Raw genomic sequence first — 19,249 nt, 5'->3', positions numbered from 1 at the left:
ATTAGTTTCAGCTACTTAAATTTTTATGACAGAAAGAATGACCGAAACGCCAGACAATCACCCGCAAAATCTAAGCTTGTGTTTTTCCCGCGTCGCCACATTTTATCCCAATGTCGAAACCAGACTTTCCAAAGCGGACTTACGTTCGCTCTGGTTGTAACGCGGCGTGGGTGGACGCTGCCAAATAGGGGTGACTGATGTGACTGTCGATCAGAACCTATCCTCCCGTATCAATTTGATGCGCATATTGCTGATCTCCGGAATCGTGTTCGTCCATGTGCCGCACGATGCCGAGACCAGCCCGTTTCTTGGCCTTTACGGCTTCTTCGACTGGCTGCGCGTTTTTCTGGGCGATGCGCTGTTTCGCATCGGCGTGCCCTGTCTCAGCGCCATTTCAGGTTACCTGTTGTTTCGCCGCGGCATGAGTGGCTTCGATTATCCGGCTACAATACGCTCCAAGTCAAAAACCGTGCTGCTGCCCTTCCTTCTCTGGAACGGCGCGCTGTTTGCCGCCGTGCTGCTGATCCAGCTCTTCGACGTTGGCGTGGGTTATTTCCCCGATCTCTGGAACGCCAGCCCGCGTGAAATCATCAGCCACGGCACCGCACTTGAAGAGCTGCCGGTGAATGTGCCGCTTTATTTCCTGCGCGATCTTTTCGTCTGTATCCTGCTTTCGCCGGTGCTCGCGTTTCTGATGCGCCGCTTCGCGCTGCCAACGCTCGCCATACTGCTCTTCATCACCGCCATGCCCGACCTGACGATCTTCATCGTCCAGAAAAAATCAATCCTGTTCAGCTTTTCACTCGGCATTGGGCTTGCGCTGCACCGGGTCGACGTCAAGGCGCTTGATCCTTACGCCGTGCCGATCATGGCGCTGACCTTTGCGGCTTCAGCCATGCTGGCCACCGGCCTTTATTTCACCGGCCCGGAATTCAGCTTCTGGCTCAACATGTCGCGCAATCTGCTCGCGGTCTTTGGAGCGCTCGGTTTCTGGGCATCGTCGGCGCTATTGATCCGCAGCCGGCTTGGCCAGCGGCTTGCCGAAACTGGAAGCCTCAGTTTCTGGATATTTTGCGCTCACTACCCCCTGCTCGTCATCATGTGGATGGTGTGGAACAAGGGCGGACCGGATTTCTATCCCGCTTTCTATATCAGCGCGACTCTCTCTGCCTTTGCCATTCTGGTGGTCAGCAACGCCCAGACCCGAAAATACCTGCCGGCCGTCTATGGCGTGCTGACCGGGAGCCGCAGCGGCAAACCCAAACCGAAAGCCGATTCTGCGGCAAAACGGGGCGCCATCATCGGCCCGCCCACATCCGAAACACTTTATTCGCAACGACAGAGGTGAACCAATGACAACATTTGTCACCCGCGTTCAGACACGCATTCTTCTTGCCGCCGCCCTCTCCGCCACAGCTTTTGCGGCACCGCTTCACGCGCAGGAAGGCAACGGCGCATCCTTCATCGAGAACTTCGACCAGATGGACAGATCCTTCTGGTATGTCTCCGACGGCTGGAACAACGGGGCGCATCAGAACTGCACCTGGTCGAAGAAGCTGGCGACGGTGGAAAATGGCCAGCTGACGCTTGGTTTCGAAGAAGCCAAGGCCGGCGAGCGCAATTTCGCCTGCGGTGAAATCCAGACCAAGGGGCGTTATCGCTACGGCACCTATGAAGCACGGATGAAAGCCGCCACCGGCTCCGGGCTAAACTCCGCCTTCTTCACCTATATCGGCCCGACCGACAAAAAGCCGCATGATGAGATCGACTTCGAGGTTCTGGGCCGGAACACGGGTCAGGTCCAGTTGAACCAGTATATTTCCGCCAAGGGCGGCAATGAAAAACTGGTGCCGGTGGAAGGCGGCGCCGATGCCGGCTTCAACGACTACGCCTTCGTGTGGGAACCGCAGCGCCTGCGTTATTACGTCAATGGCAAGCTCGTCCACGAAGTGACGGACGAGATGAAAATCCCGCAAAATGCCCAGAAGATTTTCTTCAGCCTGTGGGGAACCGACACGCTGAAGGACTGGATGGGCAGGTTTTCATATGCGGGCGCGACCCAGATGACCGTCGACCGTTTCGCCTTCACGGCGCTCGGCGACAAATGCCAGTTCTCGGAATCCATCGCCTGTGCCCTCAACTGATCCGTCTTTTGCACCGGAACCCAGCATGACCCATGTTCTTTATCTCGCGCATGATCTGTCGGACCCCGCCATTCGGCGGCGGGTGCTGACCTTGCTTGCAGGTGGGGCGCGGGTCACGCTGGCTGGCTTCCGGCGCGGACAGAACCAGCTGGCGGAGATTGAAGGCGTCGTACCAGTCGTGCTTGGGGAAACCGCCGACGGTCAGTTTCTGCAGCGTATGGCGGCGGTGGTGAAAGCCAGCCTCTCGCTCGGCAAGACATTGAGCGGCATCCTCACCCCCGACGTCATTCTAGCCAGAAATCTGGAAATGCTGGCGCTGGCAAAGCGCGCCATGTCGATCTATGCCCGGCAGCCGGCGCTGGTTTACGAATGTCTCGACATTCACCGCCTGCTTCTCAACAAGGGCAAGCCGGGGCAATTGCTGAATGCCGCACAACGTTATTTCGCCCGCGACGCCAAGCTGCTGGTGACGAGTTCCCCGGCTTTCGTGGAGCATTACTTCAAGCCGGTCTCCGGCCTTAACCTTCCCATGCTGCTGCAGGAAAACAAGGTCTTGGCGCTCGATACCTCCATCGCGGCTACGCCGCAACCGCGTGCGCCTGCCTCCGGCGAACCGTGGAAAATCGGCTGGTTCGGTGCGCTTCGCTGCCGCAAGTCGCTTGAAATCCTTGCCGATTTCGCAAGGCGCATGGATGGCAAGGTAGAAATCATCCTGCGCGGCCGGCCGGCCCATTCGGAATTTGCGGATTTCGATGGTTTTGTGGCCGCCGCGCCGTATGTGCACTTCCATGGGCCTTATAAAAACCCAGAGGATCTGGCCGAAATCTATAACGAGGTGCAATTCACCTGGGCGATCGACTTTTTCGAAGAGGGTCAGAATTCAAGCTGGCTGCTGCCAAACCGGCTCTATGAAGGCTGCCTTTATGGCACCCTGCCGATCGCGCTTGCCGGCACGGAAACCGCCCGTTTCATCGAAAAACGCAATATCGGCTTTGTCCTGCAAAACGCCCGGCCAGACGATCTGGCCGCCCTGTTCGGCCGAATGAACCCGCAAACCTATGGGAACGCCTTCAGCGCCGTTTCGGTACTGGATCAAAAACAATGGCTGACCGACCGCGATGATTGCCGTCAACTGGTCCAGCACTTGTCCTCGCTTACCAAATCCGCTTCCGGCCATGCCCGGCAAGCGCAGTTTTCACCCGTGTAGTGCGTAGGGGGCAAATCATGGAAGGTCTTGGTCATTCCGGCATCAGAACTCTGATCGTCATTCCGTGCCTCAACGAGGCGAAGACGATTGAGGGGCTGCTCAACAAATTCACCGTCGCGATGCAGGGGCGTCGTTTCCGCATCGTCGTTGCCGATGGCGGCAGCACGGATGGAACCCGCGATATCGTTTCCGCCTTTGCGGCGACGGATGACCGCGTCACGCTTCTCGCCAATCCCAAGCGCATCCAGAGCGCAGGTATCAACCTTGCCGTTACCACCTTCGGCGAAGAATTCGACTATATGATCCGCATCGACGCCCATGGCGATTATCCGGACGATTATTGCCAGAGGCTGATCGACGATGCCGAACGCACCGGCGCGGATTCGGTCGTGGTCGCCATGGATACGGTCGGCCACGGCCTGTTCCAGAAGGCGACGGCGATCGCCCAGAATTCCAAGCTCGGCAATGGCGGCTCCAAGCATCGCGAAGGCGCCAAAGGCCACTGGATCGACCACGGCCACCACGCATTGATGCGGATTGCCGCTTTCGATGCGGTCGGCGGTTATGATGAGAGCTTCAGCCATAATGAGGATGCCGAACTGGATTTCCGGCTGCGAAAATCCGGTTTCCGCATCTGGATGACCGACAAGACCCGCATGACCTATTATCCGCGCGCCAGCGTCATGCCCCTCTTCAGGCAATATCTCGCCTATGGCCGCGGTCGGGCGAAGAACCTTTTGAAGCATCGGTCGATCCCAAAAATTCGCCAGATGATTCCGCTCGCCGTCCTGCCGGTCTTCATCTTCGCATTGCTGTCGCTCGTGCATTGGGCAGCACTTATTCCGCTCGGCCTCTGGATCGCCGCATGTCTGGGTTATGGCTTGTGGATGGCAATAGGTCAGAAAAACCCATACGGCCCGCTCGCCGCCGTTTCGGCGATGGTGATGCACTTGGCCTGGTCCACCGGTTTCTGGCTGGAACTCCTGAAATTCCGGGGAAGAAAGGCTGTCTCATGATCGACAACACCGTCACCGGCTCACATGATTCGAAAACCGTCGATATCGGCATCTGCACCTACAGACGACCGGCGCTCGTCGCCACACTTCTGTCACTCTTCGAGCTGGAGGTCCCAGAAGGCGTCACGGTTCGCCTAATCGTCGCCGACAATGACGAGGAGCCGAGCGCCAAGGCTAGTGTGGACCGCCTGCGTGAAACCGCGCCCTTCGAAATCACCTATGTCCATTGCCCGAAGTCGAATATTTCGATTGCCCGCAATGCCTGCCTGTCGGAATGCAAGGCGGATTATCTGGCCTTCATCGATGATGACGAGACCGCCCCGCCGCACTGGCTGGCGGCCCTTCTGGAAAAGGCCGACGAGACCGGCGCGGAAACCGTTCTCGGTCCGGTTACGGCGGTTTACCGTGAAAATGCGCCAGCCTGGATGAAACGCGGTGATTTCCACTCGACAGTCCCGGTCTGGGTCAATGGCGAGATCATCACCGGTTACACCTGCAACACGCTTCTCAAGATGGATGCGCCATCGGTAAAGGGTCGTCGCTTCGCGCTGGCGCTCGGCCAGAGCGGCGGTGAGGACACGCATTTCTTCTCGCATCTCCATGCTGCCGGTGGCCGCATCGTCTTTGCGGAAGACGCCGTGCTGTCCGAACCGGTGCCGGAAAATCGCGCAAGCTTCATATGGCTTGCCAAACGCCGCTTCCGTTCCGGCCAGACCCATGGCCGTGTGCTGGCTGAAAAGAAACCCGGCGCACGTCGCGTCATGCAGGTGCTGAAGGCTGGCTCGAAAGTGCTCTATTGCGCAGTCTTTGCCGCGCTCAACGGTTTCAATGCCGTGCGCCGCAACCGCTATGCGCTGCGGGGCGCGCTGCATATGGGGTCGATGAGCGGCGCCTTCGGCGTGCGCGAAATCCGCCAATATGGCGCGGTGGAGGCGACCTGATGGAAAACCTCGCATCTCAGCCCGATATCAGCTTCGTCATCGCCGCCTATAATGCCGCCGAGACGATTGAAGCCGCCATTCAAAGCGCGCTCGGCCAGCAGGGCGTGACGCTGGAGGTGATTGTCGTGGACGACCGCTCCACCGATGACACCATTTCGCTCGTCGAAACCATTGCCGCCACCGATCCGCGTGTCCGGCTGCTTGCGCTCGAACAGAACCTCGGTCCGGGCGGCGCGCGCAATGCCGGCATCGAGGCCGCGACCGGACGCTGGATCGCCGTGCTCGATTCCGACGATGTCATCCGTCCCGAACGCGCCGCCTGCATGATGTGCCGGGCGGATGCCGCCAATGCAGCGATCGCGGTCGACAATCTCGATGTCGTCTACACCGACGGCAGGCCGATGGAGACGATGTTTTCGGAAGAGTTCCTGGAAGAGCGCCCGGTCCTCACCCTTGAGGACTTCATCTCCTCCAACATCCTTTTCCGCTCCACCTTCAATTTCGGTTACATGAAGCCGATGTTCCGGCGCGATTTCCTGAATATGGAGGGACTGCGTTTCCGTGAGGATATCCGCATCGGCGAGGATTATATCCTGCTCGCCTCGGCGCTCGCCGCCGGCGGCCTCTGCGTCATCGAGCCGACGCCGGGATATGTCTACAACATCCGCGAAGGCTCGATTTCGCGCGTGCTCGAAATTCATCACGTCGAAGCGATGATGCGGGCCGATCAGGAATTCCTGAGCCATTACACCTTGCTGCCCGCCGCCATGGATGCGCAGCAGGCCAGAGCCCGCAGCCTGCGGCTGGCGCATAATTTTTTGACATTGGTGGAAAACATCAAGAGCCGCTCGGTACTCGGCGCCTTGAAGACCACGATCAGAGATCCTGCCGTGCTGGGGCATCTAAGAATGCCAATCGCCATACGGCTGAGGAGGTTGCGGGACGCGATGTTTGCACCCGCGGCGAATACAGGGGTGAAAAGACAGATTTCGTGAAATTTGCGCGTGGACGAAATCTGCGCAGGGACTGGGGACAGATCAAACCTTGATGAAGGAGAACGCGATGGACCTGAACAAAACTGTCAGAAAAGCCGTCATTCCCGTAGCTGGCAACGGCACGCGGTTTTTGCCCGCCACCAAGGCGATGCCGAAGGAAATGCTGACGATCGTGGACCGGCCGGTCGTGCAATATGCCGTCGATGAGGCCATGCAGGCCGGCATCGAGCATATTATTTTCGTGACGAGCCGCAACAAGACCGCCATCGAAGACTATTTCGACAGCGCACCTGAACTCATCAACACGCTCACCCGCTCCGGCAAGACCGTGCAGGTATTGCAGCTGGAAAAGATGCTGCCCGTCGCCGGCACCGTCAGCTACACCCGCCAGCAGGTGCCGCTCGGTCTTGGCCATGCCGTCTGGTGCGCCCGTGAACTGGTGGGCAAGGAGCCTTTTGCGCTGCTTTTGCCAGACATGGTTTCCTATGGCGCACGCGGCTGCATTGCCGGGCTGATGGAGCTTTACGACGAGGTCGGCGGCAATATTCTCGGTGTCGAGGAATGCCTGCCGGAAGAAGTCTCGTCTTATGGCGTCGTCGGCGTCGGCCAGAAGGTCAGTCACGGTTTCGCGGTCACCGAAATGGTGGAGAAGCCGGAACCATCCAAGGCGCCTTCGAATTATTACCTGAACGGCCGTTACATTCTGCAGCCGGAAATCTTCGATATTCTCGCCAGGCAGGAGCGTGGCGCGGGCAATGAAATCCAGCTGACCGACGGCATGAGACGGCTCGCCGAAAAGCAGGCCTTCCATGCGCAGAAATATAGCGGGCGCACTTTCGACTGCGGCAGCAAGCAGGGCTTCATCGCTGCGAACGTCGCTTTTTCGCTGATGCGCGCCGACATGGAGGCGCAGGTTCTCGCTTCCGTGAAGGAACTGGTCGCAAACCACGAAAGCCGCGTTCGGGCGGCCTGACTTTAATCGCGCCGCCGGGGAGGCGGATGGCGCACCAATAACGGGGGGCGGGAAGGCGAGTTTGGCTCGGCTTCCCGCGTACCATTTTTAATTCACAAGGTAGGTCCATGCACCACAAGACCTTTAAATCCAGCATCGGTTTTCCGGATCCCGGTAAGGATGCCGACACGTTCATCGATCTCGACCGCCTGTGGGCGGCCGTGGTTCGCCGCGCCAATGTCATTGCTGCCTCGGTCATCGCCGCCGTGGTCCTGGCCGGCCTTTATCTGGTGCTTGCGACCCCCGTTTACACCGCGATGACGCAGGTGCTGCTGGATGAAAGCCTTTCGCGTTATGCGGAAGAGGAATCGCCGGTGCCTGCCGCCCAGATCGTCGACAACCGCATCGCCAGCGCCGTGGAAATCCTGAAATCCAAGGAAATGGCGCTAACCGTGGTCGACAAGGCCAAGCTCGATGAGAACGACATCATCGTCAATCCGCCGATGTCGCCGGTCGCACTCGTCAAATCCTCCGTGCGCGGTATCGTCGATCTCGTCCTGCCGGGCGATCCGCCGGTCTCCGAAGCAGCCCTGCGTGCCGGACGCCGCGAAAAGGCCGCCGCCGTGCTGCAGCAATCGCTGACGGTGGAACGTGTCGGCCGCAGTTCGGTCATCGCCATCTCCACCCGCTCAACCGACCGTCAGCTGGCCGCACAAATTGCCAAGACCTATGCGCAGGCTTACCTCACCGAACAGCTGAACGCCAATTTCGATGCGAGCGAGCGTGCTTCCGTGTGGTTGCAGGAACGCATGACCGACCTCAATCAGCGTGCCCAGGCGGCCGAACTGGCGGTGCAGAAATTCAGGTCGGACAATAATATCGTGTCTTCGCGCGGCGAGTTGATGTCGGAAAGCCAGCTTGCCGATCTCAACGGCCAGCTTATCGCCGCGCAGGCGGATGCCGCCACAGCCTCGGCCCGTTATGGTCAGTATAAGTCGATCATCGACCGGGGACCGGATGCAGCCGTCGACAATGCCGTCGTTTCGGCCCGCGACACCGACAATTCAATCATTCAGGATCTTCGCAAACGCTATATTACCATTTCCGACCGGCAGCAGGGCGTCGTGCAGCAATTCGGCGCAGACCATCCGCAGGCGGTCGCGCTGGATGGCGAAAAGAAAGAGGTTGCGCGGCAGATTTACCAGGAACTGCAACAGCTGACCGGCAGCCTGAAGAACGAATACGAAGTCGCCAATTCCCGCGTGCAGTCGCTGCGCGACAATATTGAAGGTGTAGCAGGCCGCAATTCGCAGGCCAATATCACCATGGTGCAATTGCGCGAGCTTGAGCAGCGGGCAACTGCGTTGCGCACCCTCTACCAGTCCTATCTCGGCCGTTTCGAGGAGGCTTCGCAGAAGCAGTCGCTGCCGATCGCCAAGGCCCGCATCATTTCCGAAGCGGGTCTGCCGACGGCACCTTCCAGCCCGAAAAAGACCATGACCATGGCGCTTTCGGTCATTCTCGGCCTGATGCTGGGTGGTGGTATCGCAGCGCTTCTGGAATTCCGCGACCGGTTTTTCCATACCGGCAACGATGTGCGCGACAATCTACGCATGCGTTTTCTGGGCTATCTTCCCTTCATCGGCGAAAGGGGCGTGGAAACGGCCAAACCGGGCAGCAGTGCCGCTACTCCCGGCGGCGAGAATGCCACGCTGGATGAAAGCGGTCAGGTCTCGTTCCAGAAAATGCTGCGCCTTGCAGTCGACAGCCCGCGCTCCAGCTTTGCGGAGACGCTTCGCAACGTGAAACTCACGGCGGATGTCGTCATTCAGGAACGCCAGTGCCGGGTCATCGGCGTCATCTCCTGCCTGCCCAACGAGGGCAAGTCGGTCGTCGCGCTCAATCTGGCCGGGCTCATCGCCTCCACCGGCAAGCGCACGCTGGTGGTGGATGCCGATATCCGCAACCCCGGCCTTAGCCGCATGCTGACGACACGGCAATCCGCCGGTCTGGTGGAGGTCGTCCTCGACGAAATCCCGTGGACGCAGGCGGTGAAGGTCGATACGCGCACGAAGATGGGCATCCTGCCGGTTTCCACCAGCAACCAGTTCGCCCATTCGAGCGAGCTTCTCGCTTCCTCCGGCATGCGCAAATTCATCGATCAGGCGCGTGAGGCCTGCGACTATATCATCGTCGACCTTGCACCCGTCGTTCCCGTCATCGACGCGAAGGCGTTTGCGCCGCAGGTGGATGGTTTCGTTTTCGTCACAGAATGGGGCAAAACGCCGATCCAGATGGTGCAGAACCTGATGGCCAACGAACCGCAGATCGCCAACAAGACGCTGGGCATCGTGCTCAACAAGACCGACATGACGGAATTGCAGCGTTATGCCGGCCCCGGCGGTTCGGAGCATTATCACGAGAGCTTCTCGGCCTATTACGGCGACGCCAAGCCGCCTGTGAAGGAAAATGCCTGACGACAAAACGGCCCGGGAAACCGGGCCGTTTTTGTTCGATGGAAGTTTAGAACGACTGCCTATGGCATTACCCCGCAAAACTGCGCATTGATGGCGACAACGTCATAATCAAGCAGGATCAGTTTCATGCCATCACCCATCGCCTTTGTTTCGCGGATGAACGCGGAAGCGGAAGCCGTCTGGAAGCACGCGCTTCGCGCCGCCATGCCGCAGGAGGAAATCCTCTCCTTTTCCGAGTTGCCGGACGAGCAAAAACGGGCCGTGGATTTTGCCATCGTCGCCAATCCCGATCCGGCCGACATTGCAGCACTGCCGGGTCTCACATGGATTCACAGTCTTTGGGCCGGAGTCGAACGGCTGGTGCTGGAACTGGGCGAGAAGGCGCCGCCCATCGTTCGGTTGAAGGATCCGGAGCTTTCGCGCGTCATGGCCGAAGCCGTTTTGGCATGGACCTATTATCTGCAACGCGACATGCCGGCCTATCGCGACAACCAGCAAAAGGCGCTCTGGCAGGAGTTCGACTACCGCCATCCGCGCGAGATGACCATCGGCCTCCTTGGCCTTGGCGCACTCGGGACAGCCGCAGCGGAACGCCTGCTTCACGCGGGCTTCAACGTTGCCGGCTGGAGCCGCTCGGCGAAGGCGATAGAGGGCGTGGAAACGCTGACCGGCGATGAAGGGTTGCAAACATTGCTGGAAAAAAGTGACATCCTCGTCTGTCTCGTGCCGCTCACCGATGCGACACGCGGCCTTCTCGATGCCCGCCGTCTCGCCTCCATGAAAAACAGCGCGGCGATCATCAATTTCGCCCGCGGCGCGGTCATCATTGCCGACGATCTGGTCGCGGCACTCGATTCTGGCCAGCTTTCGCATGCCGTTCTCGATGTCTTCGAGCAGGAGCCGTTGGCTGCGACGTCCCCATTCTGGCGGCACCCGAAGGTCACCGTCCTGCCGCATATTTCCGCGCCGACAAGTCGCGAAAGTTCAGCCCGGATCGTCGCCGGCAATGTCGACACATGGCGCAAAACAAGTGCGCTGCCGGAAACGGTCGATATGGCGCGTGGTTACTGAGCGCGCGGTAAAATGGCGACCGCCCTATTTGTCCGCCACCGTTCCGCCCGCATGGGCCAATTCGACAGCCGAGATGATCTGCTGCTCGTCATAGGGCTTGGTCAGTAGTACCGCATTTTCCGGCGCACCTTCAGGCATTTGGCTGTCGCCCGTCGCAAAAACGACGGCCAGGCCCGGCTTGCGGCGCAGGGCCTCCACCGCCAGTTCGTCGCCCTTCATGTCGGGCAGGCCGATATCGGTGACGAGAACGTCGATATGTTGCGCCTCTACCGCCTTTAGCGCCTGTGCCGCATTTCCGGCCTCGATGACGATGAAGCCGAATTCGGACAGCATCTCCATCGAATTCATCCGGATCAGCTCGTCATCCTCGACGAGAAGGACGCGTATCATGCTGTTTTCGTTTTCAGAGGACCGCACTGCTTCCGCTGGGTTTGAATGACCCGATGCAGATGCAGGCCGTGCCTTCGACGATGAAACCTGCTTGCGATTGGCGATGACATGGCGGATGCGCCGCGCCAGCGCTTCCCGCGTGTAAGGCTTGGAAAGAAGTTCCACCCCGGCATCCAGCTTGCCGCCATGCACGATGGAGTTTTCGGTATAACCCGAGGTGAAGAGGACGGCGAGATTGGGCAGCCGTTCCTGCGCGCGGCGCGCCATTTCCCGGCTTTTCAGGGGGCCCGGCATCACCACATCGGTGAAGATGACATCGATCGGGATGCCGCTTTCCACCACCGTCAAACCGGCCTGCGCATCACGGGCGGTGAGTACGCGGTAACCAAGATCGCTCAGCGTCTCGACAACCGTGCCGCGCACCTCCTCGTCGTCCTCCACCACCAGAATGGTTTCCGTTCCGCCCTCGACGGGACCGGTATGGACGATGACCTCCCGATCCTCGTCGGCGGCCGAGCGCGGCAGATACATCTTCACCGTCGTGCCCTGCCCCACCTCGCTATAGATGTTGACGTGGCCGCTGGATTGTTTTGCAAAACCATAGACCATCGAAAGGCCAAGGCCGGTGCCCTTGCCCTCCGGCTTGGTTGAAAAGAACGGCTCGAAGACCTTTTCCAGAATCTCAGCCGACATGCCAGAACCCGTATCCGTCACGGCCAGCATGACATATTGCCCCGCCGAAACCTCAGAATGTTTGCGGGCATAATCACGGTCGAGAACCGCATTGCCGACCTCGATCGTCAGCTTGCCGTGCCCTTCCATGGCATCGCGCGCATTGATCGCCAGATTGAGCAGGGCATTTTCCACCTGGTTGGGGTCGGCATAAGTGTTCCACAAGCCGCCGGAGGTGATGACCTCCACCTCGATCGCTTCACCGAGAGAACGGCGCAGCAGATCATCCATGCCGGTGACAAAACGGGCGATGTTGATGACGCGCGGTTCCAGCGCCTGACGCCTCCCGAAGGCCAGAAGCTGGCTGGCGAGCTTTGCGCCACGATGGACGCCGGCAAGCGCATTGTCCAGCCGCCGCTCGGCCCGCTCATTGCCGATCACATCCTTCGACAGCAATTGCAGATTGCCCGCAATCACCTGAAGCAGATTGTTGAAATCATGCGCCACGCCGCCAGTCAGCTGGCCAATGGATTCCATTTTTTGCGCCTGCTGCAAGGCTCTTTCAGTCTGGCGGCGCTCGGCCATTTCCGTCTCGACGCGGGCTTCAAGACCCTCGTTCAGCTGCCGAAGCTGCTCTTCCGCCCGGATGCGGTGACGAATCTCGCGCTCGAGATTGCTGGCATGCTCCTTGAGAGTATTTTCCGCCCGCCGCTGTTCGGTAATATCCGTGTGGACACCAACCCATTCGGCAATGGCGCCGGCCTTATCGAAAATCGGCACGCCGCGGATCGCAAAGGTGCGGTAGAGCCCGTCATGGCGGCGCACGCGATGTTCCCACACATAGGTCGCCTTGGCGGAAACCGCCTTTTTCCAGCTTTCGAGCGAATGTTCGCGGTCGTCGGGATGCACCGCTTCAACCCAGCCGGCACCCTGATATTCATCGAAACTCTGCCCGGTCAGCGCGCCCCAGGCGGGCTGCTCCCCCAGCATCCTGCCATCGGCGCTGTTGGTCCACAGCACCCCGTGCACGGCATCCACTGCCGCGCGGAAACGATTGTTGCTGAGCACGATTTCCTGCTCGGACCGTTTGCGGTCCTCAATATCGATGATCAGCACATAGATGCCGTCGATCGAACCATCGGCGATGTAGCGTGGAACATAACGGATTTCGGCAGCGCGGGTGGTGCCGTCCGGCCTGCGGATCATGGTATCGGAAACGATCTTTTCACCGGCAAGCGCCCGGTCAAGATAGGCCCGTCGCGCCTCGAAAAACGCCTCACCGACGATTTCGGGAACGCTGCGGCCGATCACCTCTTCAGCGCTGCGGCCGAACCATTCCAGATACCCGTCATTGGCGAATTTATAGACATAGTCGCGATCAACATATCCCACCAGGATCGGCAGGGCGTTGGTAAGCCGGCTCAGTTCCTTACGGCTCTGCTCCAGCGCCTCCACGGCCTTCACCTTGTCGGTGTTTTCAAGGACGGTGCACAAAACGCCATCCACCGTGCCGCCTTCATTATAGATCGGCGTATAGAACAGATCGAAGATGACCTCTTCCGGCAGGCCATTGCGCATCAGCGTCATCGGCTGGTCACGATAGGCCATGACCTCGCCGCGGAAACCGGCTTCCAGAATGCGGCTGTTCCAGTCCCAGATTTCCGGCCAGATGCCGGGCACGGTCTCACCCAGCGCCCGAGGGTGATAATTGCCGGCAATCTCCGCATAACCGTCATTATAGATCATCACGTGATCCGTGCCCCACATCAGCACCTGCGGAATGGGGGAATTGACGACGGAATTGGCTTTTTGCCTCAGATTTTGTGGCCATTCGCAAATATGACCGAGTGATGTCTTCGACCAGTCAAAGCGGCGCACAAGCTCGCCCGTTTCACCGCCACCGATCGGCCATACCGGGGCAGCACGAAGATTGGTCATTTAACATCACCACAAAAACCGAGAGAAAATCTCCCGTAATACAGAACCGGATAAAAGTCCAAGAAAACAAAAACTTCCGTTTATTATTCCCGGCTTTTCGCAATTTCGGAAAAGTTCCATTTTCTTTCAGGGCGTCAGCGGGGGCATCCGGCAAGGCTGCGAAACATCGCCGCCCAATGTCGCAAATTTCGCACCTGCACCCGCCACTGCGGGCAATTGCCGGGCAATTGATTGACAATTGCCATCCTCAATACGCCAGAAATTGCCGCAAACGGAATGGCAACAAAGCAATTATTAACGCTCAATACAGTCGCTGACGGTCGCGGTGCCGTTCGCACGCGGGTCTTCGCCACACCGCGACCAGAGGGAACAACAATGAAAATACTTTTGGGTGCCACAATACTTTCCGCCGGCTTCGCCTTTTCAGGCGGCGTAGCTTTTGCCGCCGACTGTGGAAACGTGACCATCGCCAGCATGAACTGGCAATCCGCCGAAGTCGCCGCCAATCTCGACAAATTCATTCTTGAAAATGGCTATGGATGTTCCGCCGAAATCGTCACCGGCGACACCGTGCCGACATTGACCTCCATGGCCGAAAAGGGTCAGCCGGATATCGCCCCTGAAGCCTGGGTCAGTCTGCAGCCGGAAATCGTCAAACAGGGGCTGGAAGGCGGCAAGGTTGTCGCGGCCGCCAAGATCCTGTCGGATGGCGCCGTTCAGGGCTGGTGGATTCCGAAATATCTGGCCGACGCCAATCCCGACCTCAAGACCATTCCGGACCTTTTCAAACATCCCGAACTTTTCCCCGCGCCCGAGGACAAGGCGAAGGGCGCGGTCTATAATGGCCCGCAGGGCTGGGGTGGCACCGTCGTCACCGCCCAATTGTTCAAGGCGTTCGGTGGTGAAAAAGCCGGCTTCACCCTGGTCGATACCGGTTCTGCAGCGGGTCTCGACGGCTCCGTCGCCAAGGCTTACGAGGCAAAGCAGCCGTGGGTCGGTTATTACTGGGCGCCCACCTCGCTGCTCGGCAAATATGAGATGGTGAAGCTCGGCTTCGGCACCGAATATGATGCGGCTGAATGGAAGCGCTGTACATCGGTTGCCGATTGCGCCGATCCGAAGCCGAACGCGTGGCCGATCGACGACGTGCAGACGCTGGTGAGCAAGACCTTTGCCGATCGTGCCGGTCCGGCCATGGACTATCTGAACAAGCGCGCATGGACCAATGCCACCGTCAACAAGCTGATTGCGTGGATGACGGACAATCAGGCGACCGGCGAAGACGGCGCCAAACAGTTCCTGAAGGAAAACGAAGCCCTCTGGACGGGCTGGGTGTCTCCTGACGTCGCGCAGAAGGTCAAGGCCGCTCTTTAAAGACGGCGACATATCTTTCCGACAGAAGGCGTCCGCCAATGGCGGCGCCAAGTCGCATCGCTGCCGAAATTCCATCCGGTTTTCGTAAAGGCACGATGCACTCAACAAGATGGAGCGTCCCGTCTGGCATAAGCACAGACTTGCGGCGCTCTGGCGATTTTACTCCCGGAGTGCGGAGGATTTGGATCCCCGCCTCCGGTTCGTCATGGAGAACAGGATATGGATTGGCTTTTCAAATTTCCGGCCATGAATGACGATGCTCTGCGCGCGCTGAAAAAAGTGATCGACGAGGGGTTCCGGGCATTTACCCGAACCTATGGTGGCGCAATCGAGGGGCTTTTCACCCCCCTCCAGAGCTTCCTCATCTGGGCGGAAAGGCTTTTGATCGGCGCGCCCTGGCCGGTCGTTATTCTTATTGTCGGCGTGCTCGCCTGGTTCGCCAGCCGCAGCGCCACCATTGTTGCCCTCTGTTGCGGCATCCTCTTCGCCATCGGCTGGTTCGGCATGTGGGAAGACACGATGAAGACGATTTCGATGATCTTCGTCTGCGCCGTGCTGTCCATCCTCGTCGGCCTGCCGATCGGCATCGCCATGGCTCGCTCCAACCGGCTGCAGAACGTGGTCAATCCCGTTCTCGACGTGATGCAGACGATGCCGAGTTTCGTTTACCTCATTCCGGTTGTCATGCTGCTCGGCATCGGCCGCGTTCCCGGCGTCATCGCCGTTGTGATCTACGCCATTCCGCCGATGATCCGGCTCACCAATCTCGGCATCCGCATGGTCGACCACGATGTGCTGGAGGCGGCAGATGCCTTCGGTTCATCGAAGCGCCAGAAGCTCTTCAAGGTGCAGCTGCCGCTGGCGCTCCCCACCATCATGGCCGGCATCAACCAGACCATCATGATGGCGCTTGCCATGGTCGTCATCGCCTCCATGATCGGCGTGCAGGGCCTTGGTCAACCGGTGCTGAAGGCCATCGCCAACCAGTATTTCACGCTCGGCGTGTTCAACGGGCTTGCCATTGTCGGCATCGCCATCATCTTCGACCGCATCAGCCAGGCCTATGGCCTTCGCCTGCAAAAACACCGGGAAGTGGCGCATGGCTAGTCAATCGATCGAAATTCGCAGCCTTTACAAGATTTTCGGCTCCAAGGCGGCAGACTTTGTCGAACCCGTCAAAGCCGGCATGTCCAAGACGGAACTCAACGCCAAACATGGCCATGTGCTCGGCCTGCGTGATATCAACATCACCATGCCGGGCGGACAGATCACCGTCATCATGGGCCTTTCCGGCTCCGGCAAATCGACGCTGATCCGCCACGTCAACCGGCTGATCGACCCGACGGCCGGCGAAATCCTCTACGGCGGAACCGATGTCTGCCGCCTGAATGAAGCAGAGCTTCTGGAATTTCGCCGCCACAAGACGGCGATGGTGTTCCAGAAATTCGGCCTCCTGCCGCATCGCAACGTGCTGCAGAATGTCGTCTATGGCCTGGAGGTGCAGGGCATCGACAAGCGCGAGCGGGAAGAACGAGCCGAAGTCTGGATCAGGCGAGTGGGGCTGGAAGGGTTTTCCAGCCATTATCCGAACCAGCTTTCCGGCGGCATGCAGCAGCGCGTTGGCCTTGCCCGGGCGCTGACCAACAATGCCGAAATCCTTCTGATGGACGAAGCCTATTCGGCGCTCGATCCGCTGATCCGTGTCGACATGCAGACGGTGCTCCTGGAATTGCAGAAGGAGTTGAAGAAGACCGTCGTCTTCATCACCCACGATCTCGATGAGGCGCTGCGGCTGGGCGACAAGATCGCCATTCTGCGTGACGGCGAAATCATCCAGCAGGGCACGGCGGCCGAAATCGTCATGTCGCCGGCCGACAGCTATATCGAGGCCTTCGTCGAGGAGGTCAATCGCGGCAAGGTTATCCGTCTCGGCGCCATCGTCCAGCCTGAGTTTTCCGGCCAGTCGCGGCTTCAGCTCGATGCGGATATGACGGTTGAAGAGGGCCTGCGCGCGCTCGTGCGGGAAAATGTCAGCAGCGCTGTGATCGTCGGGGAAAACGGCAAGGTGCTTGGCTCCGTTACCACGGATGCCATCATGCGCTGCCTCGTCAGAACTGCCTCCGGCGAGGAAGCGGGGATGGCGGAACGACTTTCAGGCTGAACCTTCAAGCCACATGGCCATGCCCTTCGCCGCCGCCTTGCCGGTGGCGAAACAGGCCGTTAGCAAATATCCGCCGGTCGGCGCTTCCCAGTCCAGCATTTCCCCGGCAGCGAATATGCCGGGGAGCTTTTGCAGCATGTAGTTTTCATCGAGACCGCTCCAGACAATACCGCCTGCCGATGAAATCGCCTCGTCAATCGGTCTTGGCCGCGAGAGCGGTATTTCCGCATGTTTCATTCTCGCGGCAACGAAATCATCCGGCATAGCCGCTATATCGGGAAAGATTTCCCGCAGCAGTCCGACCTTGACGGCGGAGAGACCGGCGGCCTTGCGCATGCGGTTTGCGAAACTCTCCTTCCGCCCGAGCTTCGCCAGGTCCCTGCTGAGCCGTTCCACCGTGCGTCCCGGTGCGAGATCGACGGCGAGCGAGGCATTGCCCGCCTGCTCAAGCCGGTCGCGCAACGCAGCGGAATGGGCATAAACTACGCTGCCCTCGATGCCGTGTTTCGTGATCACGAACTCGCCCTGAAAGGCTCCGGCCGGCGAAATGGTGATGGTGGATTTCACCGCCTCACCCGCAAACCGCTCTCGGAAGACATCGCTCCATTCGACGTCGAAACCACAATTGGCGGGACGGAACGGAGAAAACTCCACGCCTTGAGCCGCCAGCATCGGAACCCACGCGGCATCGGAACCCAGACGCGGCCAGCTTGCACCGCCGAGCGCCAGAAGCACGGCATCCGCCTCGACTTCAACCGCGCCTGCCGGCGTCTCAAAAACCAGTCGATCGCCGGAAAAGCCTGTCCAACGATGCCGTGTCCTGATGGTAACGCCTCGCACTTCCAGCCGAGCAAGCCAGGCGCGCAGCAGCGGCGAGGCTTTCATGGCCTTGGGGAATACCCGGCCCGATGTGCCGACAAAAGTCTCCTGCCCCAGCCCATGCACCCAGTCGCGCAGCATGTCAGGCGTGAAATCATCAAGAGCGGCGCGCAGCCTCGGTTCGGCATCGCCAAAACGACGGCGAAAACTGTCGTAGTCTTCGGCATGGGTGATGTTGAGGCCGGATTTGCCAGCCATCAACAATTTGCGCGCCACCGTCGGCATGGCCTCGAACACGGTCACGGTATGGCCTGCGGCCGAGAGCATTTCGGCCGCCATCAACCCCGCCGGCCCGCCGCCGACAATCGCGACCTGCCTCGCCTTTGCCAAAACCCTCTCCATCACCATCTTCGCCATTGAGAGCCTTATACCGATTTCCGTATGTGAATATATGCGATATTGAACGGCCATGTTCACGCTCGACCGCCCCGTTACCTTTTCACAGGATATCAAGAAAAGCCGCTTCATCGCCTTTGCCGCGCCGGTGACGGACGAAGAGGACGCAAAAAGCTTCCTCGTGGCGCATTCGGACCTCGATGCCAACCACAATTGCTGGGCGTGGCGCTGCGGCCAGACCTATCGTTTCAGCGATGACGGCGAACCCTCGGGGACGGCAGGCAAACCGATTCTTCAGGCCATTGACGGTCAGGCGCTGGATAATGTCGCCGTTCTCGTCATCCGCTGGTTTGGCGGCATCCTGCTCGGCAGCGGCGGGCTGATGCGCGCCTATGGCGGCACGGCGGCGGCCTGCCTTCGCCTCGGTGAAACCTCGCCCGTCATCGCCTATGTCAGCGCCACGCTGAGCTGCCCCTTCTCCGATCTGGCGCTGGTAAAATCGCGCCTTTCCGCCACGCAGAACCTGCGGCTGGAGAAGGAGGATTTCACCGGCACCGGTGCGGATATGCAGCTCTCGGTTCCGGCCGAGGAAGCCGAACGGCTCACCCGGCTTTTAAGCGACCTGACCAGCGGACGCGTCGATCTCCATATTCCCGACTAGCACGCCTGTCCGAATGCGAGATTCGTGCTAATGAA

Annotated in this window: 15 protein-coding genes; 13 read left to right on the top strand and 2 right to left on the bottom strand. The window is 59.5% G+C overall.

What is annotated here, in order from left to right:
• Positions 1-199 precede the first annotated feature (199 nt).
• From JZX89_RS19920 to JZX89_RS19880, 9 genes are all read left to right on the top strand, one after another.
• A complete protein-coding gene (locus JZX89_RS19920) occupies positions 200-1,348 on the top strand; it encodes an acyltransferase family protein (protein ID WP_207135134.1) in 1,149 nt (382 codons plus the stop codon).
• Between the two features lie 4 nt (positions 1,349-1,352).
• Positions 1,353-2,144, top strand: a complete 792-nt coding sequence (exoK, locus tag JZX89_RS19915; protein ID WP_207135133.1) for an endo-1,3-1,4-beta-glycanase ExoK — start codon at positions 1,353-1,355, stop codon at positions 2,142-2,144.
• A gap of 25 nt (positions 2,145-2,169) precedes the next feature.
• Positions 2,170-3,351 carry a glycosyltransferase family protein gene (locus JZX89_RS19910; protein WP_207135132.1) on the top strand — a complete coding sequence of 394 codons (1,182 nt, stop codon included), beginning with the start codon at positions 2,170-2,172 and terminating at the stop codon, positions 3,349-3,351.
• A gap of 17 nt (positions 3,352-3,368) precedes the next feature.
• On the top strand, positions 3,369-4,367 hold the full coding sequence (locus JZX89_RS19905; RefSeq protein ID WP_207135131.1) for a glycosyltransferase family 2 protein: 999 nt from the start codon (positions 3,369-3,371) through the stop codon (positions 4,365-4,367).
• Entirely contained in the window at positions 4,364-5,308 is a 945-nt protein-coding gene (locus tag JZX89_RS19900; RefSeq protein ID WP_207135130.1) for a glycosyltransferase family 2 protein, read from the top strand. Before JZX89_RS19905 ends, JZX89_RS19900 begins: the two co-directional genes overlap by 4 nt.
• On the top strand, positions 5,308-6,303 hold the full coding sequence (locus tag JZX89_RS19895; RefSeq protein WP_207135129.1) for a glycosyltransferase family 2 protein: 996 nt from the start codon (positions 5,308-5,310) through the stop codon (positions 6,301-6,303). The genes JZX89_RS19900 and JZX89_RS19895 overlap by 1 nt, the downstream gene beginning before the upstream one ends.
• A 67-nt stretch (positions 6,304-6,370) precedes the next feature.
• Entirely contained in the window at positions 6,371-7,276 is a 906-nt protein-coding gene (locus tag JZX89_RS19890; RefSeq protein ID WP_149901240.1) for a UTP--glucose-1-phosphate uridylyltransferase, read from the top strand.
• Positions 7,277-7,383: 107 nt separating this feature from the next.
• Complete coding sequence (locus JZX89_RS19885) at positions 7,384-9,732, top strand: polysaccharide biosynthesis tyrosine autokinase (RefSeq protein ID WP_207135128.1); 2,349 nt, start codon at positions 7,384-7,386, stop codon at positions 9,730-9,732.
• A gap of 126 nt (positions 9,733-9,858) precedes the next feature.
• Positions 9,859-10,803 carry a 2-hydroxyacid dehydrogenase gene (locus tag JZX89_RS19880; protein WP_207135127.1) on the top strand — a complete coding sequence of 315 codons (945 nt, stop codon included), beginning with the start codon at positions 9,859-9,861 and terminating at the stop codon, positions 10,801-10,803.
• Between the two features lie 24 nt (positions 10,804-10,827).
• Here the strand turns inward: JZX89_RS19880 and JZX89_RS19875 are convergent, their stop codons facing one another.
• Entirely contained in the window at positions 10,828-13,803 is a 2,976-nt protein-coding gene (locus JZX89_RS19875) for a hybrid sensor histidine kinase/response regulator (protein WP_207135126.1), read from the bottom strand.
• Positions 13,804-14,178: 375 nt separating this feature from the next.
• On the opposite strand from JZX89_RS19875, the gene JZX89_RS19870 reads away from it, so the two are divergent.
• From JZX89_RS19870 to JZX89_RS19860, 3 genes are all read left to right on the top strand, one after another.
• Complete coding sequence (locus tag JZX89_RS19870; RefSeq protein WP_149901244.1) at positions 14,179-15,177, top strand: ABC transporter substrate-binding protein; 999 nt, start codon at positions 14,179-14,181, stop codon at positions 15,175-15,177.
• 219 nt (positions 15,178-15,396) lie between these two features.
• The gene (locus JZX89_RS19865; protein ID WP_207135125.1) at positions 15,397-16,284 is read left to right on the top strand and encodes an ABC transporter permease; all 888 of its coding nucleotides are present in this window, start codon (positions 15,397-15,399) and stop codon (positions 16,282-16,284) included.
• Entirely contained in the window at positions 16,277-17,338 is a 1,062-nt protein-coding gene (locus JZX89_RS19860) for a quaternary amine ABC transporter ATP-binding protein (protein ID WP_153515712.1), read from the top strand. Before JZX89_RS19865 ends, JZX89_RS19860 begins: the two co-directional genes overlap by 8 nt.
• Here the strand turns inward: JZX89_RS19860 and JZX89_RS19855 are convergent.
• Positions 17,330-18,574 carry a TIGR03862 family flavoprotein gene (locus JZX89_RS19855; RefSeq protein ID WP_207135124.1) on the bottom strand — a complete coding sequence of 415 codons (1,245 nt, stop codon included), beginning with the start codon at positions 18,572-18,574 and terminating at the stop codon, positions 17,330-17,332. The two genes, JZX89_RS19860 and JZX89_RS19855, sit on opposite strands and share 9 nt — an antisense overlap.
• A gap of 52 nt (positions 18,575-18,626) precedes the next feature.
• On the opposite strand from JZX89_RS19855, the gene JZX89_RS19850 reads away from it, so the two are divergent.
• The gene (locus JZX89_RS19850; RefSeq protein ID WP_207135123.1) at positions 18,627-19,214 is read left to right on the top strand and encodes an IMPACT family protein; all 588 of its coding nucleotides are present in this window, start codon (positions 18,627-18,629) and stop codon (positions 19,212-19,214) included.
• The last annotated feature ends 35 nt before the right edge of the window (positions 19,215-19,249 follow it).

The organism is Agrobacterium burrii, from assembly GCF_017313405.1.
Classification (GTDB): Bacteria; Pseudomonadota; Alphaproteobacteria; order Rhizobiales; family Rhizobiaceae; genus Agrobacterium; species Agrobacterium burrii.
This window is presented reverse-complemented; position numbering and strand designations above follow the sequence as displayed.